The following is a 22,934-nucleotide window of genomic DNA, read 5'->3' as shown; positions in this document are numbered from 1 at the left end:
GACATGGCCATGCCCAGCACGCTGGATCGACAGATAAGCGCCACGCGCGCCACGAAGACACCGCTCAACCGGTCGCAGATCACCGGTTTCTGGGGTGCGTGGGCCGGCTGGACGCTCGACGGAATGGATTCGTTCATCTACGCGCTCGTGCTCGCGCCGGCGCTCACCGAATTGCTGCCGCGTTCGGGCTATGCGGCGACGCCGGCGAACATCGGGCTTGCGGGCTCAATTCTCTTCGCGCTCTTTCTCGTCGGATGGGGACTGTCGTTCATCTGGGGACCGCTCGCCGACCGTTTCGGACGCACGAAAGTGCTCGCGGCGACCATCTTCACGTTCGCGATCTTCACCGGCCTCGCGGCGACCGCGCATAACGTGTGGGAGCTCGGCTTCTATCGGTTTTGCGCGGGCGTGGGGATCGGCGGTGAATGGGCGCTCGCGGGCACGTATGTCGCGGAAGCGTGGCCGGAAGATCGCCGGAAGATGGGCGCGGGTTATCTGCAGACCGGCTACTACGCGGGCTTCTTCCTCGCCGCCGCGCTCAATTACACGATCGGCGCGACGTTCGGCTGGCGCGCGATGTTTCTCGTCGGCCTGTTTCCGGTCGTCGTGTCGATCATGGTGCTCCTGCGCGTGAAGGAAACCGACAAGTGGGAACGCGCCGAAACCGCTCATCCGCACGTCAAGCACGAGAGTTCGCTGAAGGCGATCTTCAATGCGCAATATCGCAAGCGGACGATCGTCGCGGCCGTGCTGCTGACGGTGGCGATCATCGGCTTGTGGGCGGGCGCGGTGTATGAACCGTCGGCGGTCGTTCAGCTCGCGACGAAGGCGGGCATGGACAAGCACGATGCCGCGCGCATGGCGTCGATCGCGACGGGGTTGCTTTCGATCGGCACGATCGTCGGCTGTCTCGCGCTGCCGCCGATGGCCGAAAAGATCGGCCGCAGAAAGACGCTCGCGGTGTATTTCGTCGGCATGGCAGCGTCGATCGCGCTCGCGTTCGGCTGGGCGTTCTATCTGCCGAACGGGCTGGTGCCGTTCATCGCGCTGCTCGTCGTGCTGGGCTTTTTCGGCGGCAACTTCGCGCTCTTCTCGCTGTGGCTGCCCGAGCAGTTCGAAACCCGCGTGCGTGCGACGGCCTTCGCGTTCTGCACGTCGGTCGGGCGCTTCTTCGGCGCGATCGTGAACTTCGGCATCGGCGCGATGGTGCTCAACATGAAGACGCTCGGCGTGCCGATTGCCATTACCGCGATTGCGTTTCTCATCGGTCTCGCGGTGATCCCGCTCGCGCCGGAAACCAAAGGCCAGGAACTGCCGAACTGATCTTCGCTGCGCCTCTCACGAACGGCGATCTTCGCGATGCGAGGGCCGCCGTTTTTCCATCTGCACGAGCTTACTTTTCGTAAGTTTTTCCTCGGTAATAGCAGGTTACGAAGTCGAACACTCGATGCGGCATCCGTCCGATATAGTCCGGTCAACACAACAAACAACCCATCGGGGTGGGGCTTTACATGAACAAGGTATCGAAGGCTTCCGTGCTGGCTGGCGCCGTGATGTTCGGCGGTCTGATGGTGTCCGGCGCGGCCAATGCGGGTGTGTCCGTGGGCGTGAACATCGGGGTGCCCGCGCCCGTGTACGTCGCGCCCGAGCCGGTCTATGCGCCGCCTCCGCCGCCCGTCGTGTACGCGCCGCCTCCGGCGCCGGTCTACGTGCAGCCGGCCATCGTGGTCGGCTGGCATGGCGATCGTTACTGGGATGGCCGTCGCTACTGGGATCGCGACGATTACTATCGCCACTACGATCATGGCCGCGGCCACGATCACGACGGCCATGACCACGGCCGTCACAACGGCTGGCGTTGATCGTCCCGCGCCGCCCGGCGTCCGTCGCCGAAAGCCACTCGTTCGTCACGGGTGGCTTTTTTGTTGCCGCTTGAACGTGGAAGGGCGAATTCCCAGTAAAACAACAACGCCGCGAATTCTCACCCGCGCGATGTAACAAAAGGTAAGGTTTCTCCAGACGTAAAGCGCGAGCAGGCAATAACTTACAAAGCTGAAATATTGCGTCGAAAGGTTTTCGTTATATTTGGGCGCAAGCGAACAAGTACAAAGCGAGGTCCGGTTGCATATGAAAAAGAAGTTCTCGGGACGAATCGTGGCCGGTGTGCTGACCATGGCGGCGCTGAGCGCGACGGGCATCGCGCGCGCGGCGGATGTTCATGTCGGCGTGAATATCGGCATTCCGGCGCCGGTCTACGTCGCGCCGACGCCGGTCTATGCACCGCCTCCGCCGCCCGTCGTCTATCAGCCCGCGCCGATGTACGCGCCGCCGGTCGTCATCGGCTGGCATGGCAGCCGGTACTGGGACGGCCGACGCTATTGGAGCCGCAACGACTACTATCGTCATTACGGGCACGGCCGTCCGCCGCCTCCGCCGCGCCCGCATGGTCCGCCGCCGGGGCACGGTTACGGACATGGCAACGGGCACGGCAACGGACATGGCGGCCCGCACGGCTATCGTTGAGCGCAGGGCGCGGTCATCGCGGCAAATAAAAAGCGCCGCTCACCTGAAGTGAGCGGCGCTTCATTTTGAAGCTGCGAACGGGCGCTTATTCCGCGTCGCCGCCCATTCCGCCGACGACCGCATGGAATCCGGCATCGACGTGGACGACTTCCGCGCTCATGCCGCTCGACAGATCCGACAGCAGGAACGCGGCGACATTGCCCACTTGCTCGATCGTCACATTGCGCTTGAGCGGCGCATTCTGTTCGACGAAGTTCAGAATCTTGCCGAAGCTCTTGATGCCGCTCGCCGCGAGCGTCTTGATCGGGCCGGCCGAGATGGCGTTGACGCGCACGCCCTTGGCGCCGAGCGACTGCGACGCCGCCATGTAACGCACGCTCGCCTCGAGCGATGCCTTCGCGAGGCCCATCGTGTTGTAGTTCGGCAGCGCGCGCTCGGCGCCGAGATACGACAGCGTGAGCAGCGACGAGCCGTCTTTCAGCATCGGCAGCGCGGCTTTCGCGAGCGCGGGGAAGCTGTAGGCGGAGATGTCGTGCGCAACGCGGAAGTTCTCGCGCGTCATGCCGTCGAGGAAATCGCCCGCGATCGCCTCGCGCGGCGCGAAGCCGATGGAGTGCACGAGGCCGTCGAGCGAGTCCCAGCGTTCTTTCAGCGACGCGAACAGCGCATCGATTTGCGCGTCGTCGGCGACGTCGCACGGATAGACCATGTCGCTGCCGAACTCGGTCGCGAACTCGGTGATGCGCTCCTTGAAGCGCTCGCCGACATACGTGAACGCCAGTTCCGCGCCTTCGCGCTTGCAGGCCGCGGCGATGCCGTAAGCGATCGAGCGGTTGGACAGCAGGCCCGTCAGCAGAATTCGTTTTCCAGCGAGAAAGCCCATGAATGCTCCTTCTTTGATGTCAGTGTCGCGGCGCGCACCGGTTGTCCGATGCCGCGCGGGGTCGTGCGTGGCGCGATCGGCCAGTCGACAACCCTTGGGTCGCAGGCCGAGCGGTGCGTGATTTTGGGTAGAATTCTCTCACATCGCAATGCCTCGCCTTAAGATTCCCGCGGCTCGCGCTTCGGGTTTCCGGCCGGGTCACTCCATCGCGTCACACACTCAAATCGCGCCCAGAGGCACATGACGATCCGTTTATGCAGCGCCTCACGCTTGGTCCTGACCTGGTCGCTGGCCGCATCGGCTGCATGGCTCGCGAGTCCGGCTTACGCGGTGCATGCCATCGCGCAATACGGCGAGCCGAAATACCCGGCCGGTTTCAAGCACTTCGATTACGTGAATCCCGACGCGCCGCGCGACGGCACGCTCGTCCTCGCGAACCCGAACCGGCTGACGAGCTTCGACAAGTTCAATCCGTTCACGTTGCGCGGCAATCCCGCGCCCGGTCTTTCGCTGATGTTCGAGAGTCTGACGACAGGCAGTTCCGACGAAGTATCGACCGCTTACGGCCTGCTCGCCGATGACATTTCCGTCGCGCCCGATGGCATGTCGACCACCTTCCACATCAATCCGAAAGCGCGCTTTTCCAACGGCGATCCGGTCACGGCGGAAGACGTGAAGTTCTCGTTCGAGACGCTCAAGAGTCCGCTTGCCGCGCCGCAGTTCTCCGTGTACTTCGGGCAGATCGCGCGCGCGGTGATCGTCGATCCGCAGACGATCCGCTTCGAGTTCAAGATCGCGACGCGCGAGATGCCGCTGCTCGCGGGCGGCATTCCGGTGTTTTCGCGCAAGTGGGGCATGAAGCCGGACGGCACGCGCATTCCGTTCGACAAGATCGCGTTCCAGAAGCCCATCGGCAGCGGGCCGTATCTGATCGATCGTTACGACAACGGCCGCACGATCTCGTACCGGCGCAATCCGGATTACTGGGGCACGGCGCTGCCGGTGCGTGTCGGCACGTTCAATTTCGCGCACATCGACTACAAGCTTTACGGCGATCCGACCGCGCGCCTCGAAGCGTTCAAGGCGGGCGAGTACGACGTGCTGGTCGAGTACGTCGCGCGCAGTTGGGTGCGGCGCGATATCGGCAAACGCTTCGACAGCGGCGAGCTCATCAAGCGCGAGTTCCCGCACCACAACGGCACCGGCATGCAGGGCTTCTTCATGAACACGCGCAAGCCGCTCTTCAAGGACGTGCGCGTGCGTCAGGCGCTCGATCTCGCGCTCGATTTCGAGTGGCTCAACCGGCAACTGTTCTTCAATCAGTACAGGCGCATCGACAGCTTTTTCGTCAACACGGATCTGCAGGCGAAGGGATTGCCGAGCGAAGGCGAACTCGCGATATTGAACCCGCTGAAGAAGCAGCTCGATCCTTCCGTGTTCGGCGAGATGCCGCGTCAGCCGGACACCGATCCGCCCGGCTCGCTGCGCGCCAATCTCATCAAGGCGCGCGAATTGCTCGCTCGAGCCGGCTGGACGTATCGCGACGGCGCGCTGCGCAACGCGAAGGGCGAGCCGTTCGTCTTCGAGATTCTCGACGACACCGGCGGCGGCGCGTCGATGGAGCCGGTCGCGGCCGCGTTCGGGCGCAATCTGCAGAAGCTCGGCATCACGATGAACTTTCGCACCGTCGATTACGCGTTGATCCAGAAACGTCTCGATGCGTTCGACTTCGACATGACGAGCGTGCGCATGCCCGACGTGCAGGTGCCGGGCACCGAGCAGGTTTCGCGCTTCGGCAGCAAGTCCGCGGACGAGCAGGGCTCCGACAATCTCGCAGGCGTGAAGTCGCCGGCCGTCGACGCGATCCTGCAGAAAGTGATCTCCGCGCAGACGCGCGAGCAACTGGTGGACGCGACGCACGCGCTCGATCGCGTGCTGATCAACGGCTACTATGTGGTGCCGCACTGGTACTCGGCGACGCATCGCGTGGCGTATCGGAATACGCTGGCGTACCCGTCGACGCTGCCGCTGTATTACGGCGCGGAAGAGTGGGTCATATCGACGTGGTGGGCCAAATCCGGGCCCGTCGCGCACGCGGCGAAGTAACGAGGACGCGCCATGTGGAGCTACATCCTTAAACGCATTCTCTTGATGATCCCGACGCTCATCGGCGTGTTGACGCTCACGTTCGTCGTGATCCAGTTCGTGCCGGGCGGTCCGGTCGAACAGGCGGTGCACGACTTGCGGCGCGGACAGTCCGAAGGCGGCGGCGGCTTCGGGCTGCGCACGCATACGGGCGTCGATGCGCAGCAGGTCGAGCAACTGAAGAAGCTCTACGGCTTCGACAAACCGCCGCTGCAACGCTACTTTCTGATGCTCGGCAAGTTCGCGCGCTTCGATCTCGGCGAGAGTTATTTCAGGCATCAGAGCGTGTGGTCGCTGATCGTGTCGAAGCTGCCGGTGTCGATCAGCATCGGCTTGTGGACCTTCTTCATCACGTATCTGATATCGGTGCCGCTCGGCATCGCCAAAGCCGTGAAGAACGGCTCGAAGTTCGATGTCGCGACGAGTCTCATCGTGCTCGTCGGCTTTGCGATTCCGGGCTTCGTGCTCGGCGTGCTGCTGCTCGTGCTGTTCGGCGGCGGCACGTTCTGGCAACTGTTTCCGCTGCGCAATCTCACGTCCGACAACTGGGCGACGCTCTCGCTCGGCGGCAAGATTCTCGATTATCTGTGGCACATCACGTTGCCGGTCGTGGCGTCGGTGGTGGGCAGCTTCGCCGTCGTCACGATGCTCACGAAGAACGCGTTCCTCGACGAAATCCGCAAGCAATATGTGCTGACCGCGCGCGCCAAAGGCTTGAGTGAGCGGCGCGTGCTGTGGAAGCACGTATTCCGCAACGCGCTCTTGCCGCTGATCGTCGGTTTTCCGGCGGCGTTCATCGGCGCGTTCTTTACGGGCAGCCTGCTGATCGAGACGCTCTTTTCGCTCGACGGCCTCGGACTGCTCTCGTACGAATCCGTCGTGCGGCGCGACTATCCGGTCGTGCTCGGCACGCTTTATCTCTTCACGCTGATCGGCCTCGCGACGAAGCTCATCTCGGACCTCTGTTACGTCTGGGTCGATCCACGCATTCAATTCGAACAACTGGAGCGCTGATTTGAATCGAGCCGCTTCACCGGAATCGTCACGGCGCGGTGCCAACGGCAGCGATGCGCAACCGCTGCGCGGCGCGGCATCGGTGCCGCCAGGACGGCGCGTATGGCTGCGCTTCAAGCGAAACAGGCTCGGATACTGGAGCCTGATCGTGTTCATCGCGGCGTTCGTCATCAGTCTCGCGGGGCCGCTGTGGTCGAACGACAAGCCGCTCGTCGTGCGCTATCAGGGCCACTTTTACTTTCCGCTCGTGAAGACGTATGCGGAGACGACCTTCGGCGGCGACTTTCCGACGCCCGCCGATTATCTCGATCCGTTCGTGCGCGATCGCTTCAGCGCGCCCGGCAACTTCGCGATCTATCCGCCGAATCACTACTACTACGACACGCTCAACTATTTTTCGAAGGGCTCGAACCCGGCGCCGCCGTCGCGCGAGAACTGGCTCGGCACCGACGATCGCGGCCGCGACGTGTTCGCGCGCCTCGTCTACGGCTTTCGCGTGTCGGTGCTGTTCGCACTCGTGCTGACGGCGATCGGCACCGTGCTCGGTGTCGTCGCGGGCGCGGTGCAGGGCTACTTCGGCGGCAGGATCGATATCACCGGGCAACGCCTGATCGAAATCTGGAGCGCGTTGCCGGAGCTTTATCTGCTGATCATCTTTGCGTCGATATTCGAGCCGAGTCTCATTCTTTTGATCATCCTGCTGTCGCTGTTCGGATGGATCGGCCTGTCGGATTACGTGCGCGCGGAGTTTCTGCGCAACCGCACGCAGGACTATGTCCGCGCCGCGCGCGCGATGGGTTTGTCGAACTGGCAGATCATCTGGCGGCACGTCTTGCCCAATAGCCTGACGCCCGTCATCACGTTCCTGCCGTTTCGCATGAGCGGAGCGATTCTCGCGCTCACGAGCCTCGATTTTCTCGGCCTCGGCGTGCCGTCGCCGACGCCGTCGCTCGGCGAGTTGCTCGCGCAGGGCAAGGCCAATCTCGACGCGTGGTGGATTTCGCTGTCGACGTTCGGCGTGCTCGTCGCGACGCTGCTCCTGCTGACCTTCATGGGCGACGCCTTGCGCAACGCGCTCGATACGCGTATTTCCGATGCCGTGAAAGCCGGAGGCGGGCAGTGACGGAGCCGCTACTTTCGATCGAAGACTTGCGCGTGCGCTTCGGCGACACGCTCGCGGTCGATGGCGTCAATCTCGACATTCGCGCGGGCGAGCGTGTGGCGCTCGTCGGCGAATCGGGCTCGGGCAAGAGCGTGACGGCGCTGTCGGTGTTGCGCCTCGTGCACGAGGCCGAAGTGAGCGGATCGATCCGCTTCAACGGCGAGGAATTGCTGTCGAAAAGCGAGCGCGCGATCCGAGGTCTGCGCGGTTCCGACATCGCGATGATCTTTCAGGAGCCGATGACCGCGCTCAATCCGCTCTACACGGTCGGGGACCAGATCGGCGAGACGATCCGCCTGCACGACGGCACGAGCCCGCGCGAGGCGAGAAAACGCGCAATCGCGCTGCTCGCGCGTACCGGGATCACCGAGCCGGAAAGGCGCGTGGACAGTTATCCGCATCAGCTTTCGGGCGGACAGCGTCAGCGCGTGATGATCGCGATGGCGCTCGCCTGCCGGCCGCGGCTTCTGCTCGCCGACGAGCCGACCACCGCGCTCGATGTGACGATCCGCGCGCAGATCGTCGAGTTGCTGCTCGAACTTCAGCGCGATGAAGCCGAAAAGCGCGGCATGGCGGTGCTGCTCATCACGCACGACCTGAATCTCGTGCGGCGTTTCGCCGAGCGCGTCGCGGTGATGGAGAAGGGCGTGCTCGTCGAAAGCGGCACGGTGGAGGCCATTTTCGCGTCGCCGCAGCATCCGTACACGAAGCGGCTCATCGAGAGCAAGCCGAAGCGCAGCGTGCTGCCGGTGCTGCCCATCGCCCCGGTGCTGCTCGATGCGAAGGATGTGTCCGTCGATTACCCGACGCGTCTGCCGGGTTTCGCGGGCTGGTTCCGGCGCGGCCGCTTCAAGGCCGTCGACGACGTCACGCTGACGGTGCGCCAGGGCGAGACGCTCGGCATCGTCGGCGAATCGGGGTCGGGGAAATCGACGCTCGCGATGGCGCTACTCGGCCTGCAGCGCATCTCGAACGGCGCGGTGGAGTTCCAGGGGCGCGCAATCGGCGATTTTCGCGGACGCGAAAAAACCGTGCTGCGCTCGAACCTGCAAGTGGTGTTTCAGGACCCGTTCAGCTCGCTCTCGCCGCGGCAGACGGTGGAGCGCATCGTCGGAGAAGGGCTCGCGCTGCATCGACCGGAACTCGATGCCGCCGCTCGACGGGCGAAAGTGATCGCCGTGCTGCGCGAAGTCGGCATGGAGCGCGCGGCGCTCGATCGCTATCCGCACGAATTCTCCGGCGGGCAGCGCCAGCGCATTGCGATCGCGCGCGCGCTCGTGCTCGAACCGAGCATCCTGATCCTGGACGAGCCGACCAGCGCGCTCGATGTTTCCATTCAAACTCAAGTGCTTGCGCTTCTGGCCGATATTCAGAAGAAGCACAATCTTGGTTACGTTTTCATAAGCCACGACCTGCAGGTGATCGGCGCGATGGCTCATCGCGTCGCGGTCATGCGGAATGGTTTTGTCGTGGAGTCGGGGGAAGTAGAGAAGATTTTTGCGAACCCTTCTGACGAATACACAAGAAAGCTTCTGAAAGCATCGCTAGTTTCCTAAAAATCTTTCTTTTTCGCCAATTGGGTGCGCGTCTCAATTGTATTTTTCTATTTCTTTTGACAGTTAAATACTTTATGGCTAGTATCCCTCCAAACTTTCACGTATCTCCCTGATTTAGCAGCTTTTAATTGTAAAACCTACCGACCGATGCAGCCACTAACGATGACTCAGACATGTGCGCGCGCCGCCGCGAGCATGTTAATCGGCCTCCTGATGACAACAACTTCCGGCGCGTTCGCCGACGAAGTCAGCAGTAGCAGCCAAAATGCCAACAACGGCATTTTCTCCAGCAAATCCAGCGATGCAGCAAGCGCAGACGCCGCCAGCAATCCGGGCGGCGCGAAGTCGTTTCTGTCGGGCGTGGCGAGCAAGGCGGGCGACGTCGTCGTCGGCGCGCTCAACATGATCGGCGTGCGTTATCGCTGGGGCGGCAACACGCCGGATTCCGGTCTCGATTGCAGCGGCTTTGTCCGCTACGTTTTCCAGGACACGCTCGGCATGACCTTGCCGCGCCGCGCCGAGGAAATGAGCCGGGTCGGCGAGAAAGTGACCGTCTCCGATCTGAAGCCGGGCGACCTCGTGTTCTTTAATACGATGCGCCGCTCGTTCTCGCACGTCGGCATCTATATCGGCGACAACAAGTTCGTGCATTCGCCGTCGACCGGCAGCACGATCCGTGTCGACGACATGGAAGACGGCTATTGGGAAAAGCGTTTTCAGGGCGCGCGTCGCATCGAGAACGCGCAAGTCGGCGACGGCGCGGAACTGCGCCAGCGCGTGAGCGCGTCGATCGGCGGTTACTGATCGTCTGTCGGCATCGAAAAAAGCCTGCCTCCTTTGCGGACGCAGGCTTTTTTGTTTTGCGTTCGGGCGCGAGGTAAAGTCAATCGGCGCAATCGGAAAGCCTCATTGCACACGTCATCAAAAGTCGTTATAGTTTTTGAATGAACTTTTTCACGTTCCCCTTCTCGTTGTTTCCGGCTAGTGCGTCGCTACGCGCACTATCGCTGCTAGCGCGCCTACCGCGCTGATCCTTCACGCCTCCCGTCTGCTCGTCCATTCAGGTTTTCGACGCCAGCGGTGGCGCGAACACCCGAATTCCCTTTTGAGTTTCGTCTCGATATCTCCAACAATCGATAAATCTCCCCACAGGAGCCCAACATGGCAGCAGACAAGTTGATCATCTTCGACACGACCTTGCGCGATGGCGAGCAGTCCCCCGGCGCGTCGATGACGAAGGAAGAGAAGATCCGCATCGCGAAGCAACTGGAACGCATGAAGGTCGACGTGATCGAGGCGGGCTTCGCGGCCAGCTCGAACGGCGACTTCGACGCGATCCACACCATCGCGGGGCTCGTGAAGGACAGCACGGTCTGCTCGCTCGCCCGCGCGAACGACAAGGACATCCAGCGCGCCGCCGATGCGCTCAAGCCCGCCGGCCAGTTCCGTATCCACACGTTCATCGCGACGTCGGCGCTGCACATGGAGAAGAAGCTGCGCATGACGCCGGAGCAGGTCTACGACCAGGCGCGCCTCGCGGTGCGTTTCGCGCGCAAGTTCACGGATGATGTCGAATTCTCGCCGGAAGACGGCAGCCGCTCGGATATCGATTATCTCTGCCGCGTGCTCGAAGCCGTGATCGACGAAGGCGCGCGCACCATCAATATCGCGGATACGGTCGGCTACGGCGTGCCGGAGCTCTACGGCAATCTCGTCAAGACGCTGCGCGAGCGCGTGCCGAACTCCGACAAGGCGATCTGGTCGGTGCATTGCCACGACGACCTCGGCATGGCGGTCGCGAATTCGCTCGCGGGCGTGCAGATCGGCGGCGCGCGTCAGGTCGAATGCACGATCAACGGTCTGGGCGAGCGCGCGGGCAATACGTCGCTCGAAGAAATCGTGATGTCGGTGAAGACGCGCAAGGACTACTTCGGCCTCGATCTGGGCATCGACACGACGCAGATCGTGCCGACCTCGAAGCTCGTCTCGCAGATCACCGGTTTCGTCGTGCAGCCGAACAAGGCGGTCGTCGGGGCGAATGCGTTCGCGCACGCTTCGGGCATCCATCAGGACGGCGTGCTGAAGGCGCGCGACACCTACGAAATCATGCGCGCGGAAGACGTGGGCTGGAGCGCGAACAAGATCGTGCTCGGCAAGCTGTCGGGCCGAAATGCGTTCAAGCAGCGTCTGGAAGAACTGGGCGTGACGCTCGAATCCGAAGCCGATGTGAACGCGGCATTCGCGCGCTTCAAGGATCTCGCTGACCGCAAGGCCGAAATCTTCGACGAAGACATCATGCAGATCGTCTCCGAGGAATCCGCCGAGGCGCAGGCGAAAGAGCACTTCCGCTTCGTGTCGATGAAGCAGCATTCGGAAACCGGCGAGCAGCCGCAAGCGAAGGTCGTGTTCGCGGTGGAAGGCACCGAAGTCACGGGCGAAGCGCGCGGCAACGGTCCGGTCGATGCGACGCTGCACGCGATCGAATCGAAGGTCGAGAGCGGCGCGGAGCTCGTGCTGTATTCGGTCAACGCGATCACGACCGGCACGCAGGCGCAGGGCGAAGTCACCGTGCGTCTGTCGAAGAGCGGTCGCATCGTGAACGGCGTGGGCACGGATCCGGACATCGTCGCGGCGTCGGCGAAGGCGTACATCGCCGCGTTGAACAAGCTGCATTCGAAGGTCGAAAAGCTCAATCCGCAGCTTTGATTCGATCGGTCGAAACGCAAAAAAGCCCTCTTCGCGAGGGCTTTTTACATGGCGTCGATGCGCTCAGAACAGATTGCGCCGATCCGGATCGTGCAACGGATCGGGCGTTTTCTGCGTCATGCGCAAGATGCCCTGCTCGTCGAAATAGAAGTTGTACATCAGATACCAGATGTTCGCCTCCATGTAGCGATAGCTCCAGACTTCGCGCTTCATCAGCGGAAAGTACGACGTCTCCACGGGCCGCCCGAAGTTCACGAGCACGTCCTGCCTCGTCCAGGTGCCGATCTGCGCCTTGTAGAACTCGTTTTCGTCGAGCACTTGCCGAACATTGACGATCTTGCCGGAAGCGTCGATATCGGCGGCGGTGGTGAATTCGCCGAGCGGTTGCGTCGGCCACATCAGCCGCTTGCCGCCATTGGGCAGATCGTAGATTTCGCGCGGCGGGCCGAGGCGGGCGGTGATCGTCGAGGCATCCGCGCCAGCCTGATAGTTCTGCCACGGCTGCGCGCAGGCGGACAGAAGGAGCGCGACCCCGGCGCATGTCAGCGATGCGCGCATGCGGTTGAGTATGTGCAGCATTGAAGCCTCCACGTGCTTGCTCCTCGCGGCGGCGAGCAGCGTTTGTTCGATGTTTCCCGTGATTTTGACATGCGCGCGCGGCAAAGCATTCTCCGATACGTCGCGGCATTCAAGCCGATGTGTCGGCAATCGCGACTTGCGCGGGGCGCGCGCTGCAGCCTATGATCCGCGCTTTCGGCGGATCGGCGGAAACTCATGAAGAACGGAACCAGCGCGCGCGCGATGCAATGGCTGCGCATCGCGGCATCGGCGTGTCTTGCCTTGTCCATGACGGCGCGGGCGGCCGAATTGCCACCCATCAAGCTCGCGCTGATCGAAGGCATGTCCGGCCCGTTCGCGAACGCCGGCGCAATGGTCGAGCGCAATCTGCGTTTCGGCGTCGAGCGCGTGAACGCGCAAGGCGGCGTGAAGCTCGCGGACGGCGCGCATCCGCTGCAACTCGTAGTGCTCGATGGCAAGGGCAGCAGCGAGGCGAGTCTCGTGCAGCTGCGTGCGGCGATCGACGAGAAGATCGGCTTCGTCCTGCAGGGCAATAGTTCGGCGGTGGCGGCGGCGCTCGTAGGGGCTGTCGACCGCCAAAACGCTCGCGAGCCGGATCGCCGCGTGCTGTTCCTCAATTATTCCGCCGACGATCCCGCGCTCACCAACGACGCGTGCAGTTTCTGGCATTTCCGCTTCGACGCGCACGCCGGCATGCGGATGGATGCCCTCGCCGATGCGCTGAAAGACGATCGCGCGGTGAAGAAGGTCTATCTGCTCAATCAGGATTACAGCTTCGGCCACGACGTGAGCCGCGAGGCACAGCGCGCGCTCAGGGAGCGGCGCCCGGACATCGCGATCGCGGGCGACGAATTTCATCCGATCGGGCGCGTGAAGGATTTCGCGCCTTACATCGCGAAAATCCGCGCGAGTGGAGCGGACGCGGTAATCACTGGAAACTGGGGCAACGATCTGACGCTTCTCGTCAAAGCCGCGCGCGAGCAGGGGCTCGACACGAAGTTCTACACGTTCTACGGCAACAGTCTGGGCGCTCCGGCCGCGCTCGGCGATGCCGGCGTGAAGCGCGTGATCGCCGTGGCGGACTGGCATCCGAATGCGGGCGGCGCTGCGTCGGACGCGTACTATCGCGCGTTCAGAGCCCGCTATCCTGCCGCCGCGGACGATTACCTTGTCGCGCGTATGCCGCTGATGGTAGAAATGCTCGCCGCCGCGATGACGCGCGCAAAAAGCGCGGACCCGCTCGCGGTGGCGCGCACGCTCGAAGGCATGAAGTTCGACGGCGAAGGCTTCCACCCGATGACCGTGCGTGCCGAAGATCATCAGGTGATCCAGCCCCTTTACGTCATGGAAATGGACAAGGCGGGGACGAAAGGCGTCGCGCTCGATAACGAAGGTTCGGGCTACGGCTTCCGCACGCTTCTGAGCGTCCCCGCCGACAAGACCGCGCAACCGACGACGTGCCGTATGTCGCGCCCGCCGCGCTAAGGCGCCGATTCGCCCCGCGCAGAAGTGCTTCGGCGAGACATTGCACTGTGCTATACTCTGCGCTTCGTTTTTGGCGCATTGCCGGAAACGATTCATTTTTTGTAAATCCACGGCACGGCCTTTCTTCCGTGACCGCCTGTCTGTATCAAAGGAAAAGCAAATGTCCGTAGCAGAAATCAAGAAATCCGACATCGTCGCTGAATACGCACGCGGCGCAAACGACACCGGTTCTCCCGAAGTGCAAGTCGCACTGCTGACGAGCCGCATCAACGAACTCACCGTCCACTTCAAGTCGCACTCGAAGGATCACCACAGCCGCCGCGGTCTGCTGCGCATGGTGAGCCGTCGTCGTAAGCTGCTCGACTACCTGAAGGGCAAGGACGCGGATCGTTATCGCTCGCTGATCGAAAAGCTGGGTCTGCGCAAGTAATTGGCGCCAAGCGTGGCTTTGCGGCCAACGTCCTAATGAAGTGCCTGTGTCAGTCCGCTGATACAGGCACTTTGTTTTTGTGCGTTTCGGTCGCGAAGTGGTGCCCGATCGTGTTTTTGGCAATCGGCGCCCGGAGTTGCCACGCAGTCGGAAGTTTCGGCAGTTCATAAGCTTTATCCCGGATGAGTCCATCCGGTCCGACACTCGGTCCAGCCTCGCAGCGGAGCTTTGTGTCATTCCAGCGCGACGACGTTCATCGAAACGCATCGCGCTGGAATGGCATAACACACCTCTCAAGCGTGGCTCCGGACCTTCCCGCACGCGCCAGTCGACCGGCGCGGCGCAAACGTAGAAGGAGTCGAAATGTTCAATAAGATCGTCAAAGAGTTCAAGTGGGGACAGCACAACGTCCGCCTCGAAACGGGTGAAATCGCCCGTCAGGCGAGCGGCGCGGTGATCGTCGATGTCGAAGATACCGTCGTGCTCGCAACCGTCGTCGGCGCGAAGACCGCCAAGCCGGGCCAGGACTTCTTCCCGCTGACCGTCGACTACCTCGAAAAGACCTATGCCGCCGGCAAGATCCCGGGCGGCTTCTTCCGCCGCGAAGGCCGTCCGTCGGAAGGCGAAACGCTGATTTCGCGTCTGATCGACCGCCCGCTGCGTCCGCTGTTCCCGGAAGGCTTCTATAACGAAGTTCAGGTCGTGATCCACGTCCTGTCGCTGAACCCGGATGTTCCGGCCGACATTCCGGCGCTGATCGGCGCGTCCGCCGCGCTCGCCGTGTCGGGACTGCCGTTCAACGGTCCGGTCGGCGCGGCACGTGTCGCGTACATCAACAACGAGTACGTGCTGAACCCGACGCGCCCGCAGATGAAGGAATCGGCGCTCGATCTGGTCGTCGCGGGCACGGAGCGCGCGGTGCTGATGGTCGAATCGGAAGCGCAGCAGCTCTCCGAAGAAGTGATGCTCGGCGCGGTCGTTTTCGGCCACGAGCAGATGCAGACCGCCATCGACGCGATCCATGAACTCGTGCGCGAAGGCGGCAAGCCCGAGTGGGACTGGCAGCCGGCGCCGAAGAACGAAGCGCTCATCGCGCGCGTCACGGAAATCGCCAAGCCGGAACTCGAAGCGGCTTATCAGTTGCGCAACAAGCAGGCGCGCTCGGCCAAGCTGAAGGAAGTCTACGCGGCGACGTCGGCGAAGCTGGCGGAAGAAGCCGCGACGGGCGGCACGGTCGCGGCCGATGCGGCGACGGTCGGCAACGTCCTGTTCGATATCGAAGCGAAGATCGTCCGCACGCAGATCCTGAACGGCGAGCCGCGCATCGACGGCCGCGACACGCGCACCGTCCGTCCGATCGAAATTCGTACGGGCGTATTGCCGCGCACGCACGGCTCGGCGCTCTTCACGCGCGGCGAAACGCAGGCGCTCGTCGTCGCGACGCTCGGCACGAAGGGCGATGAGCAAAGCATCGACGCACTCGAAGGCGAATACCGCGAGCGCTTCATGCTTCACTACAACATGCCGCCGTTCGCGACGGGCGAAACCGGCCGCGTCGGTTCGCCGAAGCGCCGCGAAATCGGCCACGGCCGTCTGGCGAAGCGCGCGCTGGTCGCGTGCCTGCCTAGCGCCGACGAGTTCGGCTATTCGATTCGCGTCGTGTCGGAAATCACTGAATCGAACGGTTCGTCGTCGATGGCTTCCGTCTGCGGCGGCTGCCTCGCGCTGATGGACGCCGGCGTGCCGATGAAGGCGCACGTCGCGGGCATCGCGATGGGCCTGATCCTCGAAGGCAACAAGTTCGCGGTTCTGACCGACATCCTCGGCGACGAAGATCACCTCGGCGACATGGACTTCAAGGTGGCCGGCACGTCGCAGGGCGTCACGGCGCTGCAGATGGACATCAAGATCCAGGGCATCACGAAGGAAATCATGCAGGTCGCGCTCGCGCAGGCCAAGGAAGGCCGCATGCACATCCTCGGCAAGATGACCGCCGCCGTTCCGACGACGAACACGGAACTGTCGGACTACGCGCCGCGCATGATCACCATCAAGATCAATCCGGAGAAGATCCGCGACGTGATCGGCAAGGGCGGTTCGGTGATCCGCGCGCTGACGGAAGAAACCGGCACGACCATCGACATTTCGGACGACGGCGTCGTGACGATCGCGAGCACGAGCGCGGAAGGCATGGCCGACGCGAAGAAGCGCATCGAGAACATCACGGCGGAAGTGGAAGTCGGCCAGGTCTACGAAGGCCCGGTGCTCAAGCTGCTCGATTTCGGCGCGATCGTGAACATTCTGCCGGGCAAGGACGGTCTGCTGCACATCTCTGAGATCGTCAACGAGCGCGTGAAGGACATCAACGACTATCTGAAGGAAGGCCAGATCGTGAAGGTCAAGGTCATCCAGACGGACGAAAAGGGTCGTGTGCGTCTGTCGGCGAAGGCGCTTCTGAACGAAGGCGCGCAGCAGGCAGAACCGACGCACCCGCAGCAGTAATGCGGTAATGTGTAGACGGCCGGCCGCTTCAGCGAGCCGGCCGTTTTCATGTATGACGCTTGGGACGCTATGCATTGTCCGACGCGTCATCGGACTCGATGGCAGTGTGTGGAGCGCGGATTGCTTAGAGGCGCGCGCAGTGCCATCCGGTTCGGATGCACACTAACTCTGGGCGGCACAGGGAGAGCATATGAAGGCCATCGAAATCACTGAGTTCGGCGCACCCGAAGTTCTCAAACTCGGCGAGCGTCCGACGCCTGCGCCGGGCAAGTGCGAGGTGTTGATCAAGGTGGCCGCTTCCGGCGTCAACCGGCCGGACGTGTTCCAGCGCAAGGGCGCTTATGCGCCGCCGCCGGGCGCGTCGGATCTCCCGGGGCTGGAGGTTGCCGGTGAAATCGTCGATGGCGATTTCGATCCGAAGCACAACCCGTTCGGTCTGAAAAAAGGCGATCGCGTGTGCGCGCTGCTCGCGGGCGGCGGATACGCCGAATACGCGGTGGCCCCGCTCGAACAGTGTCTGCCGGTGCCGAAGGGTCTGTCGGACATCGAGGCGGCATCCTTGCCGGAGACGTTCTTCACGGTGTGGAGCAACGTGTTCGAACGCGGTCAGTTGGGCGCGGGCGAGAACGGCGAGGAAGAAACGCTGCTCGTGCAGGGCGGGTCGAGCGGCATCGGCGTGACGGCGATTCAGATCGCCAGAGCGCTCGGCTTTCGCGTGTTCGCCACGGCCGGCACCGATGAAAAGTGCCGCGCGTGCGAAGCGCTCGGCGCGGAGCGGGCGATCAACTACAAGACGGAAGATTTCGTCGAAGTGGTGAAGTCGCTGACGAACGATCGCGGCGTCGACGTCATTCTGGATATGGTCGCTGGCGACTATCTTCAGCGCGAGCTCAAGGCGCTTGCCGACGGCGGGCGCATCTGCGTGATTGCGCTGCTCGGCGGCGCGAAGGCGGAGATCAATCTGAACGACGTGCTGCGCCGGCGTCTCGTCATCACGGGTTCGACGCTGCGTCCGCGTCCCGTCGCATTCAAGGCGAAGCTCGCGGCGAAGCTGAAGGAGCGCGTCTGGCCGGAAATCGAGGCGGGGCGCATCAAGCCGGTGATCCATCAGGTGTTCCCGGCGCGCGATGCAGCCGCCGCGCACGCACTGATGGAAAGCAGTACGCACGTCGGCAAGATCGTGCTCGACTGGCGCGACGACGCGTGACATTCGCCGGGAGCGAGCGTTTCATGTTGCGGCTCGCTTTTGATGGTTTGACCGGTTTCGTCGTAACACAGTAAAATCGCCTGTTTTGCAGGCAGTTTGCGGTTCGTAGCGGTTCATTCTTATAACAGGGCGGCTGACCACGTGCATGCAACAAGCCGCCACCGACTGACGAGACATATGTCCAGAGAACGAGCGAAACTGGTGGTGGGCAACTGGAAGATGCACGGCCGCATCGGAGAAAATGCGACCTTGCTGATCGAGGTCGCCGCGGGCGCATCGGCTTTGCAGAAGGGCGTGAGCGTCGGCGTGTGCGTGCCGTGTCCGTATCTCGCGCAATCGCAAGCGCTGCTCAGCGGCTCGGTGGTGCGCTGGGGCATTCAGGACGTGTCGGCGCATACGGGCGGTGCGTTCACCGGCGAAGTCGCGGCCGAGATGGCGGCGGACTTCGGTGTCACGTACGCGATCGTCGGGCATTCGGAGCGACGCGCGTATCATCGCGAAAGTCCGGAACTCGTCGCGTCGAAAGCGCAGCGCGCGATCGAAGCGGGCCTTACGCCGATCGTCTGTGTCGGCGAGACGCTGGAAGAACGTGAGGCGGGCACGACGGAGCGGATCATCGGCACGCAGCTCGAAGCCGTGTTGCAGGCGCTCACGGAAGAGCAGGCGGCGGGCATCGTGGTCGCGTACGAACCGGTCTGGGCGATCGGTACGGGCAAGACCGCGCGGCCGGGGCAGGCGCAGGATGTTCATGCGTTTCTGCGTCACAAGCTGCTGGAGAAGGGCGCAACGGTTGCGAACGTGCCGCTCTTATATGGCGGCAGCGTGAAGCCGGAAAACGCGGAAGAGCTGTTCGGGCAGAAAGACATCGACGGCGGGCTGATTGGCGGCGCGTCGCTGAAGTCGAAAGATTTTCTGGCGATCTGCCGGGCGGCGCAAACCGTGACGCATTGAGCGTCGAACGGCGAGCGGGCAGGGCAGGCGAAAGAGCATAGTGCGACACGAAGGTGTCACGGAAACATCAGGAATCGGGTGAGTTGAAATGCTGTATTTGAAGACATTGATTATCGTCGTTCAGTTGCTGTCGGCGTTGGGTGTAATCGGCCTCGTGCTGCTCCAGCACGGCAAGGGCGCGGACATGGGCGCGGCGTTCGGCAGCGGCGCATCGGGCAGTCTGTTTGGTGCGACGGGTTCGGCCAACTTCCTGTCGCGTACCACGGCCATTCTCGCCGCGATCTTCTTCGTGACGACGCTGGCGCTGACCTATCTCGGAAGCTATAAGCCGCAGACGTCCGCGGGTGTGTTGGGCGGTGCGGCTCCTGTGCCGGCATCGGCTCCGGCCGTGGCCGCATCAGGAGCGTCCGCGCCTGTGTCGGCACCGGTTGCATCGTCGGCGCCGGGCGCTGACGTGCCCAAATAACGACGGAACAGATTTTTCGCGGATTTTGCATTTTGTGCGTTGAACAATTCCAAGGGCCCAGTTATAATTCAAGTCTTGAAGCGATTCGCGGCAATTAAGAAGTAGTTTTCCCGGATTGCAGTACAGTGCCGACGTGGTGAAATTGGTAGACACGCTATCTTGAGGGGGTAGTGGCGAAAGCTGTGCGAGTTCGAGTCTCGCCGTCGGCACCAAAGTTATCCAATGCCAGCCGCTTGCATCGCTTCGGCTGGCATTGTCACTTCTGGAGTACGCTTACGTTTTTGCGGCGGCATCGACAACATCAAAGCGGTTGTCACGTTGTGCTGATATCGTGAGCGGTCCCAAGTGATATCTCCTGCCGGGTGGTCCGTCCCGGCTGAAGCGCCCCAATCAATTACAGGCCACATCTACCGATCTGAGGATAGCCTTGAACCTCGCACCCTATTACCCCGTCTTCTTGTTTCTTCTGGTGGGCCTTGGTTTAGGTATAGCGTTGGTCAGCATTGGCAAGATCCTCGGTCCCAACAAGCCCGACACCGAGAAAAACGCGCCGTACGAGTGCGGCTTCGAAGCGTTCGAAGACGCGCGTATGAAGTTCGATGTGCGTTACTATCTCGTCGCGATTCTTTTCATCATTTTCGACCTTGAGACGGCGTTCCTGTTCCCGTGGGGTGTTTCCCTGCGCGATATCGGCTGGCCTGGTTTCATCGCGATGATGATTTTTCTGCTCGAATTTTTGCTCGGTTTCGCCTACATCTGGAGAAAGGGCGGACTCGACTGGGAATGACAGTTAGATCACCGGATTCATGGGCGGCTTTGGCTGGCTGCTCATCTGGAGTGGAAAACAAATGAGTATCGAAGGGGTCTTGAAGGAAGGCTTTGTCACCACCACGGCTGACAAGCTCATCAACTGGACGCGCACCGGCTCCCTGTGGCCGATGACGTTCGGTCTCGCATGCTGCGCGGTCGAAATGATGCACGCGGGCGCCGCCCGTTACGACCTGGACCGTTTCGGCGTGGTGTTCCGCCCGAGCCCGCGCCAGTCGGACGTGATGATCGTCGCCGGCACGCTCTGCAACAAAATGGCGCCCGCGCTTCGTAAGGTGTACGACCAGATGGCCGAGCCGCGCTGGGTCATCTCCATGGGCTCGTGCGCGAACGGCGGCGGCTACTATCACTATTCGTATTCCGTCGTGCGCGGCTGCGACCGGATCGTCCCGGTCGACGTCTACGTTCCCGGTTGTCCTCCGACCGCCGAGGCGCTGGTCTACGGCGTGATCCAGTTGCAGGCGAAGATTCGCCGCACCAACACCATCGCCCGTCAGTAAGGGCCTGAGTCTCCCCAAACTATGGCAAGCAAACTCGAGACCCTCAAAGCGAACCTCGAGACGGCGTTTGGCGGCCGTCTCCAGAGCATTACCGAGTCGCTGGGTCAGGTGACGGTCGTCGTCAAGGCGGCCGACTATCTGGACGTCTGCAAGCAGTTGCGCGATGACCCGTCGCTGCGCTTCGAGCAGCTTATGGACCTCTCCGGCGTCGATTATTCGACGTATGGCGACGGCGTCTACGACGGTCCGCGTTTCGCGGCAGTCAGTCATCTTCTCTCGATCACGCACAACTGGCGCGTGCGCGTGCGCGTATTCGCTCCGGACGACGAAGTGCCCATCGTGGCTTCGGTGGTCGATATCTGGACGTCGGCGAACTGGTACGAGCGCGAAGCGTTCGACCTCTATGGCATCGTATTCGAAGGCCATCCCGATCTGCGCCGCATTCTCACGGACTATGGTTTCATCGGTCATCCGTTCCGCAAGGACTTCCCGATTTCCGGCTACGTCGAAATGCGCTACGACCCGGAAGAGAAGCGCGTGGTGTACCAGCCCGTGACGATCGAACCGCGCGAAATCACGCCGCGCGTGATTCGCGAAGATCGCTATGGCGGTCTGAAACATTAAGAGAACGCCATGGCAGAGATCAAGAATTACACGCTGAACTTTGGCCCGCAGCACCCGGCAGCGCACGGCGTGCTGCGCCTCGTGCTGGAACTCGACGGCGAAGTGATCCAGCGCGCCGACCCGCACATCGGTCTGCTGCATCGCGCGACCGAGAAGCTCGCCGAGACCAAGACCTTCCTGCAGTCCGTGCCGTACATGGACCGTCTCGACTATGTGTCGATGATGGTCAACGAGCACGGCTACGTGCTCGCTATCGAGAAGCTGCTCGGCATCGACGTGCCGATCCGCGCGAAATACATCCGTGTGCTGTTCGACGAAATCACGCGCGTGCTGAACCATCTGATGTGGATCGGCTCGCACGCGCTCGACGTCGGCGCGATGGCGGTCTTCCTTTACGCGTTCCGCGAGCGCGAAGATCTGATGGACGTCTACGAGGCGGTGTCGGGTGCGCGCATGCACGCGGCGTACTATCGTCCGGGCGGCGTCTATCGCGATCTGCCGGACGCGATGCCGCAATACAAGGCGTCGAAGATCCGCAACGCGAAGGCGCTCGACAAGATGAACGAGAACCGTCAGGGCTCGTTGCTCGACTTCATCGAGGACTTCTTCAATCGTTTCCCGGGCTGTGTCGACGAGTACGAAACGCTGCTCACCGACAACCGCATCTGGAAGCAGCGTCTCGTGGGCATCGGCGTGGTGAGCCCGGAGCGCGCGTTGCAGATGGGCTTGAGCGGCGCGATGCTGCGCGGCTCGGGCATCGAGTGGGACTTGCGCAAGAAGCAGCCGTACGAAGTGTACGATCAGCTCGACTTCGACATCCCCGTCGGCGTGAACGGCGACTGCTACGACCGCTATCTGGTGCGCGTGGAAGAAATGCGCCAGTCGACGCGCATCGCCAAACAGTGCATTGCGTGGCTGCGCAAGAATCCTGGCCCTGTGATGGTCGATAATCACAAGGTTGCACCGCCGTCGCGCGTCGGCATGAAGAGCAACATGGAAGAGCTGATTCATCATTTCAAGCTCTTTACCGAAGGCTTCCATGTGCCGGAAGGCGAAACGTACGCTGCGGTCGAGCATCCGAAGGGCGAGTTCGGCATCTACCTGATCTCGGATGGCGCGAACAAGCCGTATCGCCTGAAGATTCGCGCGCCGGGCTATGCACACCTCGCAGCGCTCGATGAAATGGCGCGAGGCCACATGATCGCCGACGCAGTGACGATCATCGGTACGCAAGACATCGTGTTCGGCGAGATCGATCGCTGATTCATCGGCGCCTGCGCGGTCGGCTCGCCGAGCCGCTGCGCAAGAAACGCGAAAGCAATAACAGGAACCCGCAGGAACGCCAGGTCTGCCGCAATACGAAGGGCGCGGCA

21 protein-coding genes and 1 tRNA gene are annotated in these 22,934 nt (G+C 62.4%); 20 read left to right on the top strand and 2 right to left on the bottom strand.

The window, feature by feature from the left end; genetic code table 11:
* Positions 1 to 9 precede the first annotated feature (9 nt).
* The 3 genes from LDZ23_RS08735 (at position 10) to LDZ23_RS08725 (ending at position 2,523) form a co-directional block, all read left to right on the top strand.
* On the top strand, positions 10 to 1,323 hold the full coding sequence (locus tag LDZ23_RS08735; RefSeq protein WP_244807413.1) for an MFS transporter: 1,314 nt from the start codon (positions 10 to 12) through the stop codon (positions 1,321 to 1,323).
* A 188-nt stretch (positions 1,324 to 1,511) separates the two neighbouring features.
* Positions 1,512 to 1,862 carry a hypothetical protein gene (locus tag LDZ23_RS08730; protein WP_008341804.1) on the top strand — a complete coding sequence of 117 codons (351 nt, stop codon included), beginning with the start codon at positions 1,512 to 1,514 and terminating at the stop codon, positions 1,860 to 1,862.
* Positions 1,863 to 2,127: 265 nt separating this feature from the next.
* Entirely contained in the window at positions 2,128 to 2,523 is a 396-nt protein-coding gene (locus tag LDZ23_RS08725; RefSeq protein WP_008341803.1) for a hypothetical protein, read from the top strand.
* A gap of 85 nt (positions 2,524 to 2,608) precedes the next feature.
* On the opposite strand, the gene fabI is transcribed toward LDZ23_RS08725, so the two are convergent.
* Positions 2,609 to 3,406 carry an enoyl-ACP reductase FabI gene (gene fabI, locus LDZ23_RS08720; protein WP_008341802.1) on the bottom strand — a complete coding sequence of 266 codons (798 nt, stop codon included), beginning with the start codon at positions 3,404 to 3,406 and terminating at the stop codon, positions 2,609 to 2,611.
* A 240-nt stretch (positions 3,407 to 3,646) separates the two neighbouring features.
* Between fabI and LDZ23_RS08715 the strand changes: the two genes are divergently transcribed.
* The 6 genes from LDZ23_RS08715 (at position 3,647) to LDZ23_RS08690 (ending at position 11,989) form a co-directional block, all read left to right on the top strand.
* Positions 3,647 to 5,512 carry an extracellular solute-binding protein gene (locus tag LDZ23_RS08715; protein ID WP_244807412.1) on the top strand — a complete coding sequence of 622 codons (1,866 nt, stop codon included), beginning with the start codon at positions 3,647 to 3,649 and terminating at the stop codon, positions 5,510 to 5,512.
* A gap of 12 nt (positions 5,513 to 5,524) precedes the next feature.
* The gene (locus tag LDZ23_RS08710; protein WP_008341800.1) at positions 5,525 to 6,565 is read left to right on the top strand and encodes a microcin C ABC transporter permease YejB; all 1,041 of its coding nucleotides are present in this window, start codon (positions 5,525 to 5,527) and stop codon (positions 6,563 to 6,565) included.
* A gap of 1 nt (position 6,566) precedes the next feature.
* Complete coding sequence (locus LDZ23_RS08705; protein WP_008341799.1) at positions 6,567 to 7,688, top strand: ABC transporter permease; 1,122 nt, start codon at positions 6,567 to 6,569, stop codon at positions 7,686 to 7,688.
* Positions 7,685 to 9,283: an ABC transporter ATP-binding protein gene (locus LDZ23_RS08700; protein ID WP_175982685.1), complete on the top strand. Its 1,599-nt coding sequence runs from the start codon at positions 7,685 to 7,687 to the stop codon at positions 9,281 to 9,283. Before LDZ23_RS08705 ends, LDZ23_RS08700 begins: the two co-directional genes overlap by 4 nt.
* 147 nt (positions 9,284 to 9,430) lie before the next feature.
* Positions 9,431 to 10,087, top strand: coding sequence for a C40 family peptidase (locus tag LDZ23_RS08695; protein ID WP_008341795.1), 657 nt, complete (start codon positions 9,431 to 9,433; stop codon positions 10,085 to 10,087).
* A 357-nt stretch (positions 10,088 to 10,444) separates the two neighbouring features.
* Positions 10,445 to 11,989 (top strand): 2-isopropylmalate synthase, encoded by a 1,545-nt coding sequence (locus tag LDZ23_RS08690; RefSeq protein WP_008341793.1) that lies wholly within the window; start codon positions 10,445 to 10,447, stop codon positions 11,987 to 11,989.
* A gap of 63 nt (positions 11,990 to 12,052) precedes the next feature.
* On the opposite strand, the gene LDZ23_RS08685 is transcribed toward LDZ23_RS08690, so the two are convergent.
* Entirely contained in the window at positions 12,053 to 12,568 is a 516-nt protein-coding gene (locus tag LDZ23_RS08685) for a hypothetical protein (RefSeq protein ID WP_244807411.1), read from the bottom strand.
* Between the two features lie 195 nt (positions 12,569 to 12,763).
* On the opposite strand from LDZ23_RS08685, the gene LDZ23_RS08680 reads away from it, so the two are divergent.
* The 11 genes from LDZ23_RS08680 to LDZ23_RS08630 all read left to right on the top strand — a co-directional run bounded on the left by LDZ23_RS08680 (position 12,764) and on the right by LDZ23_RS08630 (position 22,824).
* Complete coding sequence (locus LDZ23_RS08680) at positions 12,764 to 14,053, top strand: branched-chain amino acid ABC transporter substrate-binding protein (RefSeq protein ID WP_244807410.1); 1,290 nt, start codon at positions 12,764 to 12,766, stop codon at positions 14,051 to 14,053.
* Positions 14,054 to 14,213: 160 nt separating this feature from the next.
* Entirely contained in the window at positions 14,214 to 14,483 is a 270-nt protein-coding gene (gene rpsO, locus LDZ23_RS08675; RefSeq protein WP_008341789.1) for a 30S ribosomal protein S15, read from the top strand.
* Between the two features lie 363 nt (positions 14,484 to 14,846).
* On the top strand, positions 14,847 to 16,985 hold the full coding sequence (gene pnp, locus LDZ23_RS08670; protein ID WP_008341788.1) for a polyribonucleotide nucleotidyltransferase: 2,139 nt from the start codon (positions 14,847 to 14,849) through the stop codon (positions 16,983 to 16,985).
* Positions 16,986 to 17,175: 190 nt separating this feature from the next.
* A complete protein-coding gene (locus LDZ23_RS08665; RefSeq protein WP_244807409.1) occupies positions 17,176 to 18,192 on the top strand; it encodes an NAD(P)H-quinone oxidoreductase in 1,017 nt (338 codons plus the stop codon).
* A gap of 177 nt (positions 18,193 to 18,369) precedes the next feature.
* The gene (gene tpiA, locus LDZ23_RS08660) at positions 18,370 to 19,143 is read left to right on the top strand and encodes a triose-phosphate isomerase (protein ID WP_008341786.1); all 774 of its coding nucleotides are present in this window, start codon (positions 18,370 to 18,372) and stop codon (positions 19,141 to 19,143) included.
* Positions 19,144 to 19,231: 88 nt separating this feature from the next.
* A complete protein-coding gene (secG, locus tag LDZ23_RS08655) occupies positions 19,232 to 19,609 on the top strand; it encodes a preprotein translocase subunit SecG (RefSeq protein ID WP_175983176.1) in 378 nt (125 codons plus the stop codon).
* A gap of 127 nt (positions 19,610 to 19,736) precedes the next feature.
* Positions 19,737 to 19,821, top strand: a tRNA-Leu gene (locus LDZ23_RS08650).
* A 215-nt stretch (positions 19,822 to 20,036) separates the two neighbouring features.
* Positions 20,037 to 20,396 (top strand): NADH-quinone oxidoreductase subunit A, encoded by a 360-nt coding sequence (locus tag LDZ23_RS08645; RefSeq protein WP_008341784.1) that lies wholly within the window; start codon positions 20,037 to 20,039, stop codon positions 20,394 to 20,396.
* Positions 20,397 to 20,457: 61 nt separating this feature from the next.
* On the top strand, positions 20,458 to 20,937 hold the full coding sequence (locus LDZ23_RS08640) for a NuoB/complex I 20 kDa subunit family protein (RefSeq protein ID WP_006052903.1): 480 nt from the start codon (positions 20,458 to 20,460) through the stop codon (positions 20,935 to 20,937).
* Between the two features lie 21 nt (positions 20,938 to 20,958).
* Positions 20,959 to 21,561 carry an NADH-quinone oxidoreductase subunit C gene (locus LDZ23_RS08635; RefSeq protein WP_008341743.1) on the top strand — a complete coding sequence of 201 codons (603 nt, stop codon included), beginning with the start codon at positions 20,959 to 20,961 and terminating at the stop codon, positions 21,559 to 21,561.
* A gap of 9 nt (positions 21,562 to 21,570) precedes the next feature.
* On the top strand, positions 21,571 to 22,824 hold the full coding sequence (locus LDZ23_RS08630; RefSeq protein ID WP_008341742.1) for an NADH-quinone oxidoreductase subunit D: 1,254 nt from the start codon (positions 21,571 to 21,573) through the stop codon (positions 22,822 to 22,824).
* Positions 22,825 to 22,934: the final 110 nt, after the last annotated feature.

The organism is Caballeronia zhejiangensis (assembly GCF_022879815.1).
GTDB lineage: Bacteria > Pseudomonadota > Gammaproteobacteria > Burkholderiales > Burkholderiaceae > Caballeronia > Caballeronia zhejiangensis.
The sequence above is the reverse complement of the archived record's forward strand: the minus strand, read 5'-3'. Positions and strand labels throughout refer to the sequence as shown.

Coding starts and splice junctions, on each gene's coding strand:
- LDZ23_RS08710 (WP_008341800.1), top strand. CDS start 5,525: ATGTGGAGCTACATCCTTAAACGCATTCTCTTGATGATCCCGACGCTC.
- tpiA (WP_008341786.1), top strand. CDS start 18,370: ATGTCCAGAGAACGAGCGAAACTGGTGGTGGGCAACTGGAAGATGCAC.
- rpsO (WP_008341789.1), top strand. CDS start 14,214: ATGTCCGTAGCAGAAATCAAGAAATCCGACATCGTCGCTGAATACGCA.
- LDZ23_RS08715 (WP_244807412.1), top strand. CDS start 3,647: ATGACGATCCGTTTATGCAGCGCCTCACGCTTGGTCCTGACCTGGTCG.
- LDZ23_RS08685 (WP_244807411.1), bottom strand. CDS start 12,568: ATGCTGCACATACTCAACCGCATGCGCGCATCGCTGACATGCGCCGGG.
- LDZ23_RS08635 (WP_008341743.1), top strand. CDS start 20,959: ATGGCAAGCAAACTCGAGACCCTCAAAGCGAACCTCGAGACGGCGTTT.
- LDZ23_RS08640 (WP_006052903.1), top strand. CDS start 20,458: ATGAGTATCGAAGGGGTCTTGAAGGAAGGCTTTGTCACCACCACGGCT.
- LDZ23_RS08665 (WP_244807409.1), top strand. CDS start 17,176: ATGAAGGCCATCGAAATCACTGAGTTCGGCGCACCCGAAGTTCTCAAA.
- LDZ23_RS08690 (WP_008341793.1), top strand. CDS start 10,445: ATGGCAGCAGACAAGTTGATCATCTTCGACACGACCTTGCGCGATGGC.
- secG (WP_175983176.1), top strand. CDS start 19,232: ATGCTGTATTTGAAGACATTGATTATCGTCGTTCAGTTGCTGTCGGCG.
- LDZ23_RS08725 (WP_008341803.1), top strand. CDS start 2,128: ATGAAAAAGAAGTTCTCGGGACGAATCGTGGCCGGTGTGCTGACCATG.
- LDZ23_RS08730 (WP_008341804.1), top strand. CDS start 1,512: ATGAACAAGGTATCGAAGGCTTCCGTGCTGGCTGGCGCCGTGATGTTC.
- fabI (WP_008341802.1), bottom strand. CDS start 3,406: ATGGGCTTTCTCGCTGGAAAACGAATTCTGCTGACGGGCCTGCTGTCC.
- LDZ23_RS08735 (WP_244807413.1), top strand. CDS start 10: ATGCCCAGCACGCTGGATCGACAGATAAGCGCCACGCGCGCCACGAAG.
- LDZ23_RS08630 (WP_008341742.1), top strand. CDS start 21,571: ATGGCAGAGATCAAGAATTACACGCTGAACTTTGGCCCGCAGCACCCG.
- LDZ23_RS08680 (WP_244807410.1), top strand. CDS start 12,764: ATGAAGAACGGAACCAGCGCGCGCGCGATGCAATGGCTGCGCATCGCG.
- pnp (WP_008341788.1), top strand. CDS start 14,847: ATGTTCAATAAGATCGTCAAAGAGTTCAAGTGGGGACAGCACAACGTC.
- LDZ23_RS08695 (WP_008341795.1), top strand. CDS start 9,431: ATGCAGCCACTAACGATGACTCAGACATGTGCGCGCGCCGCCGCGAGC.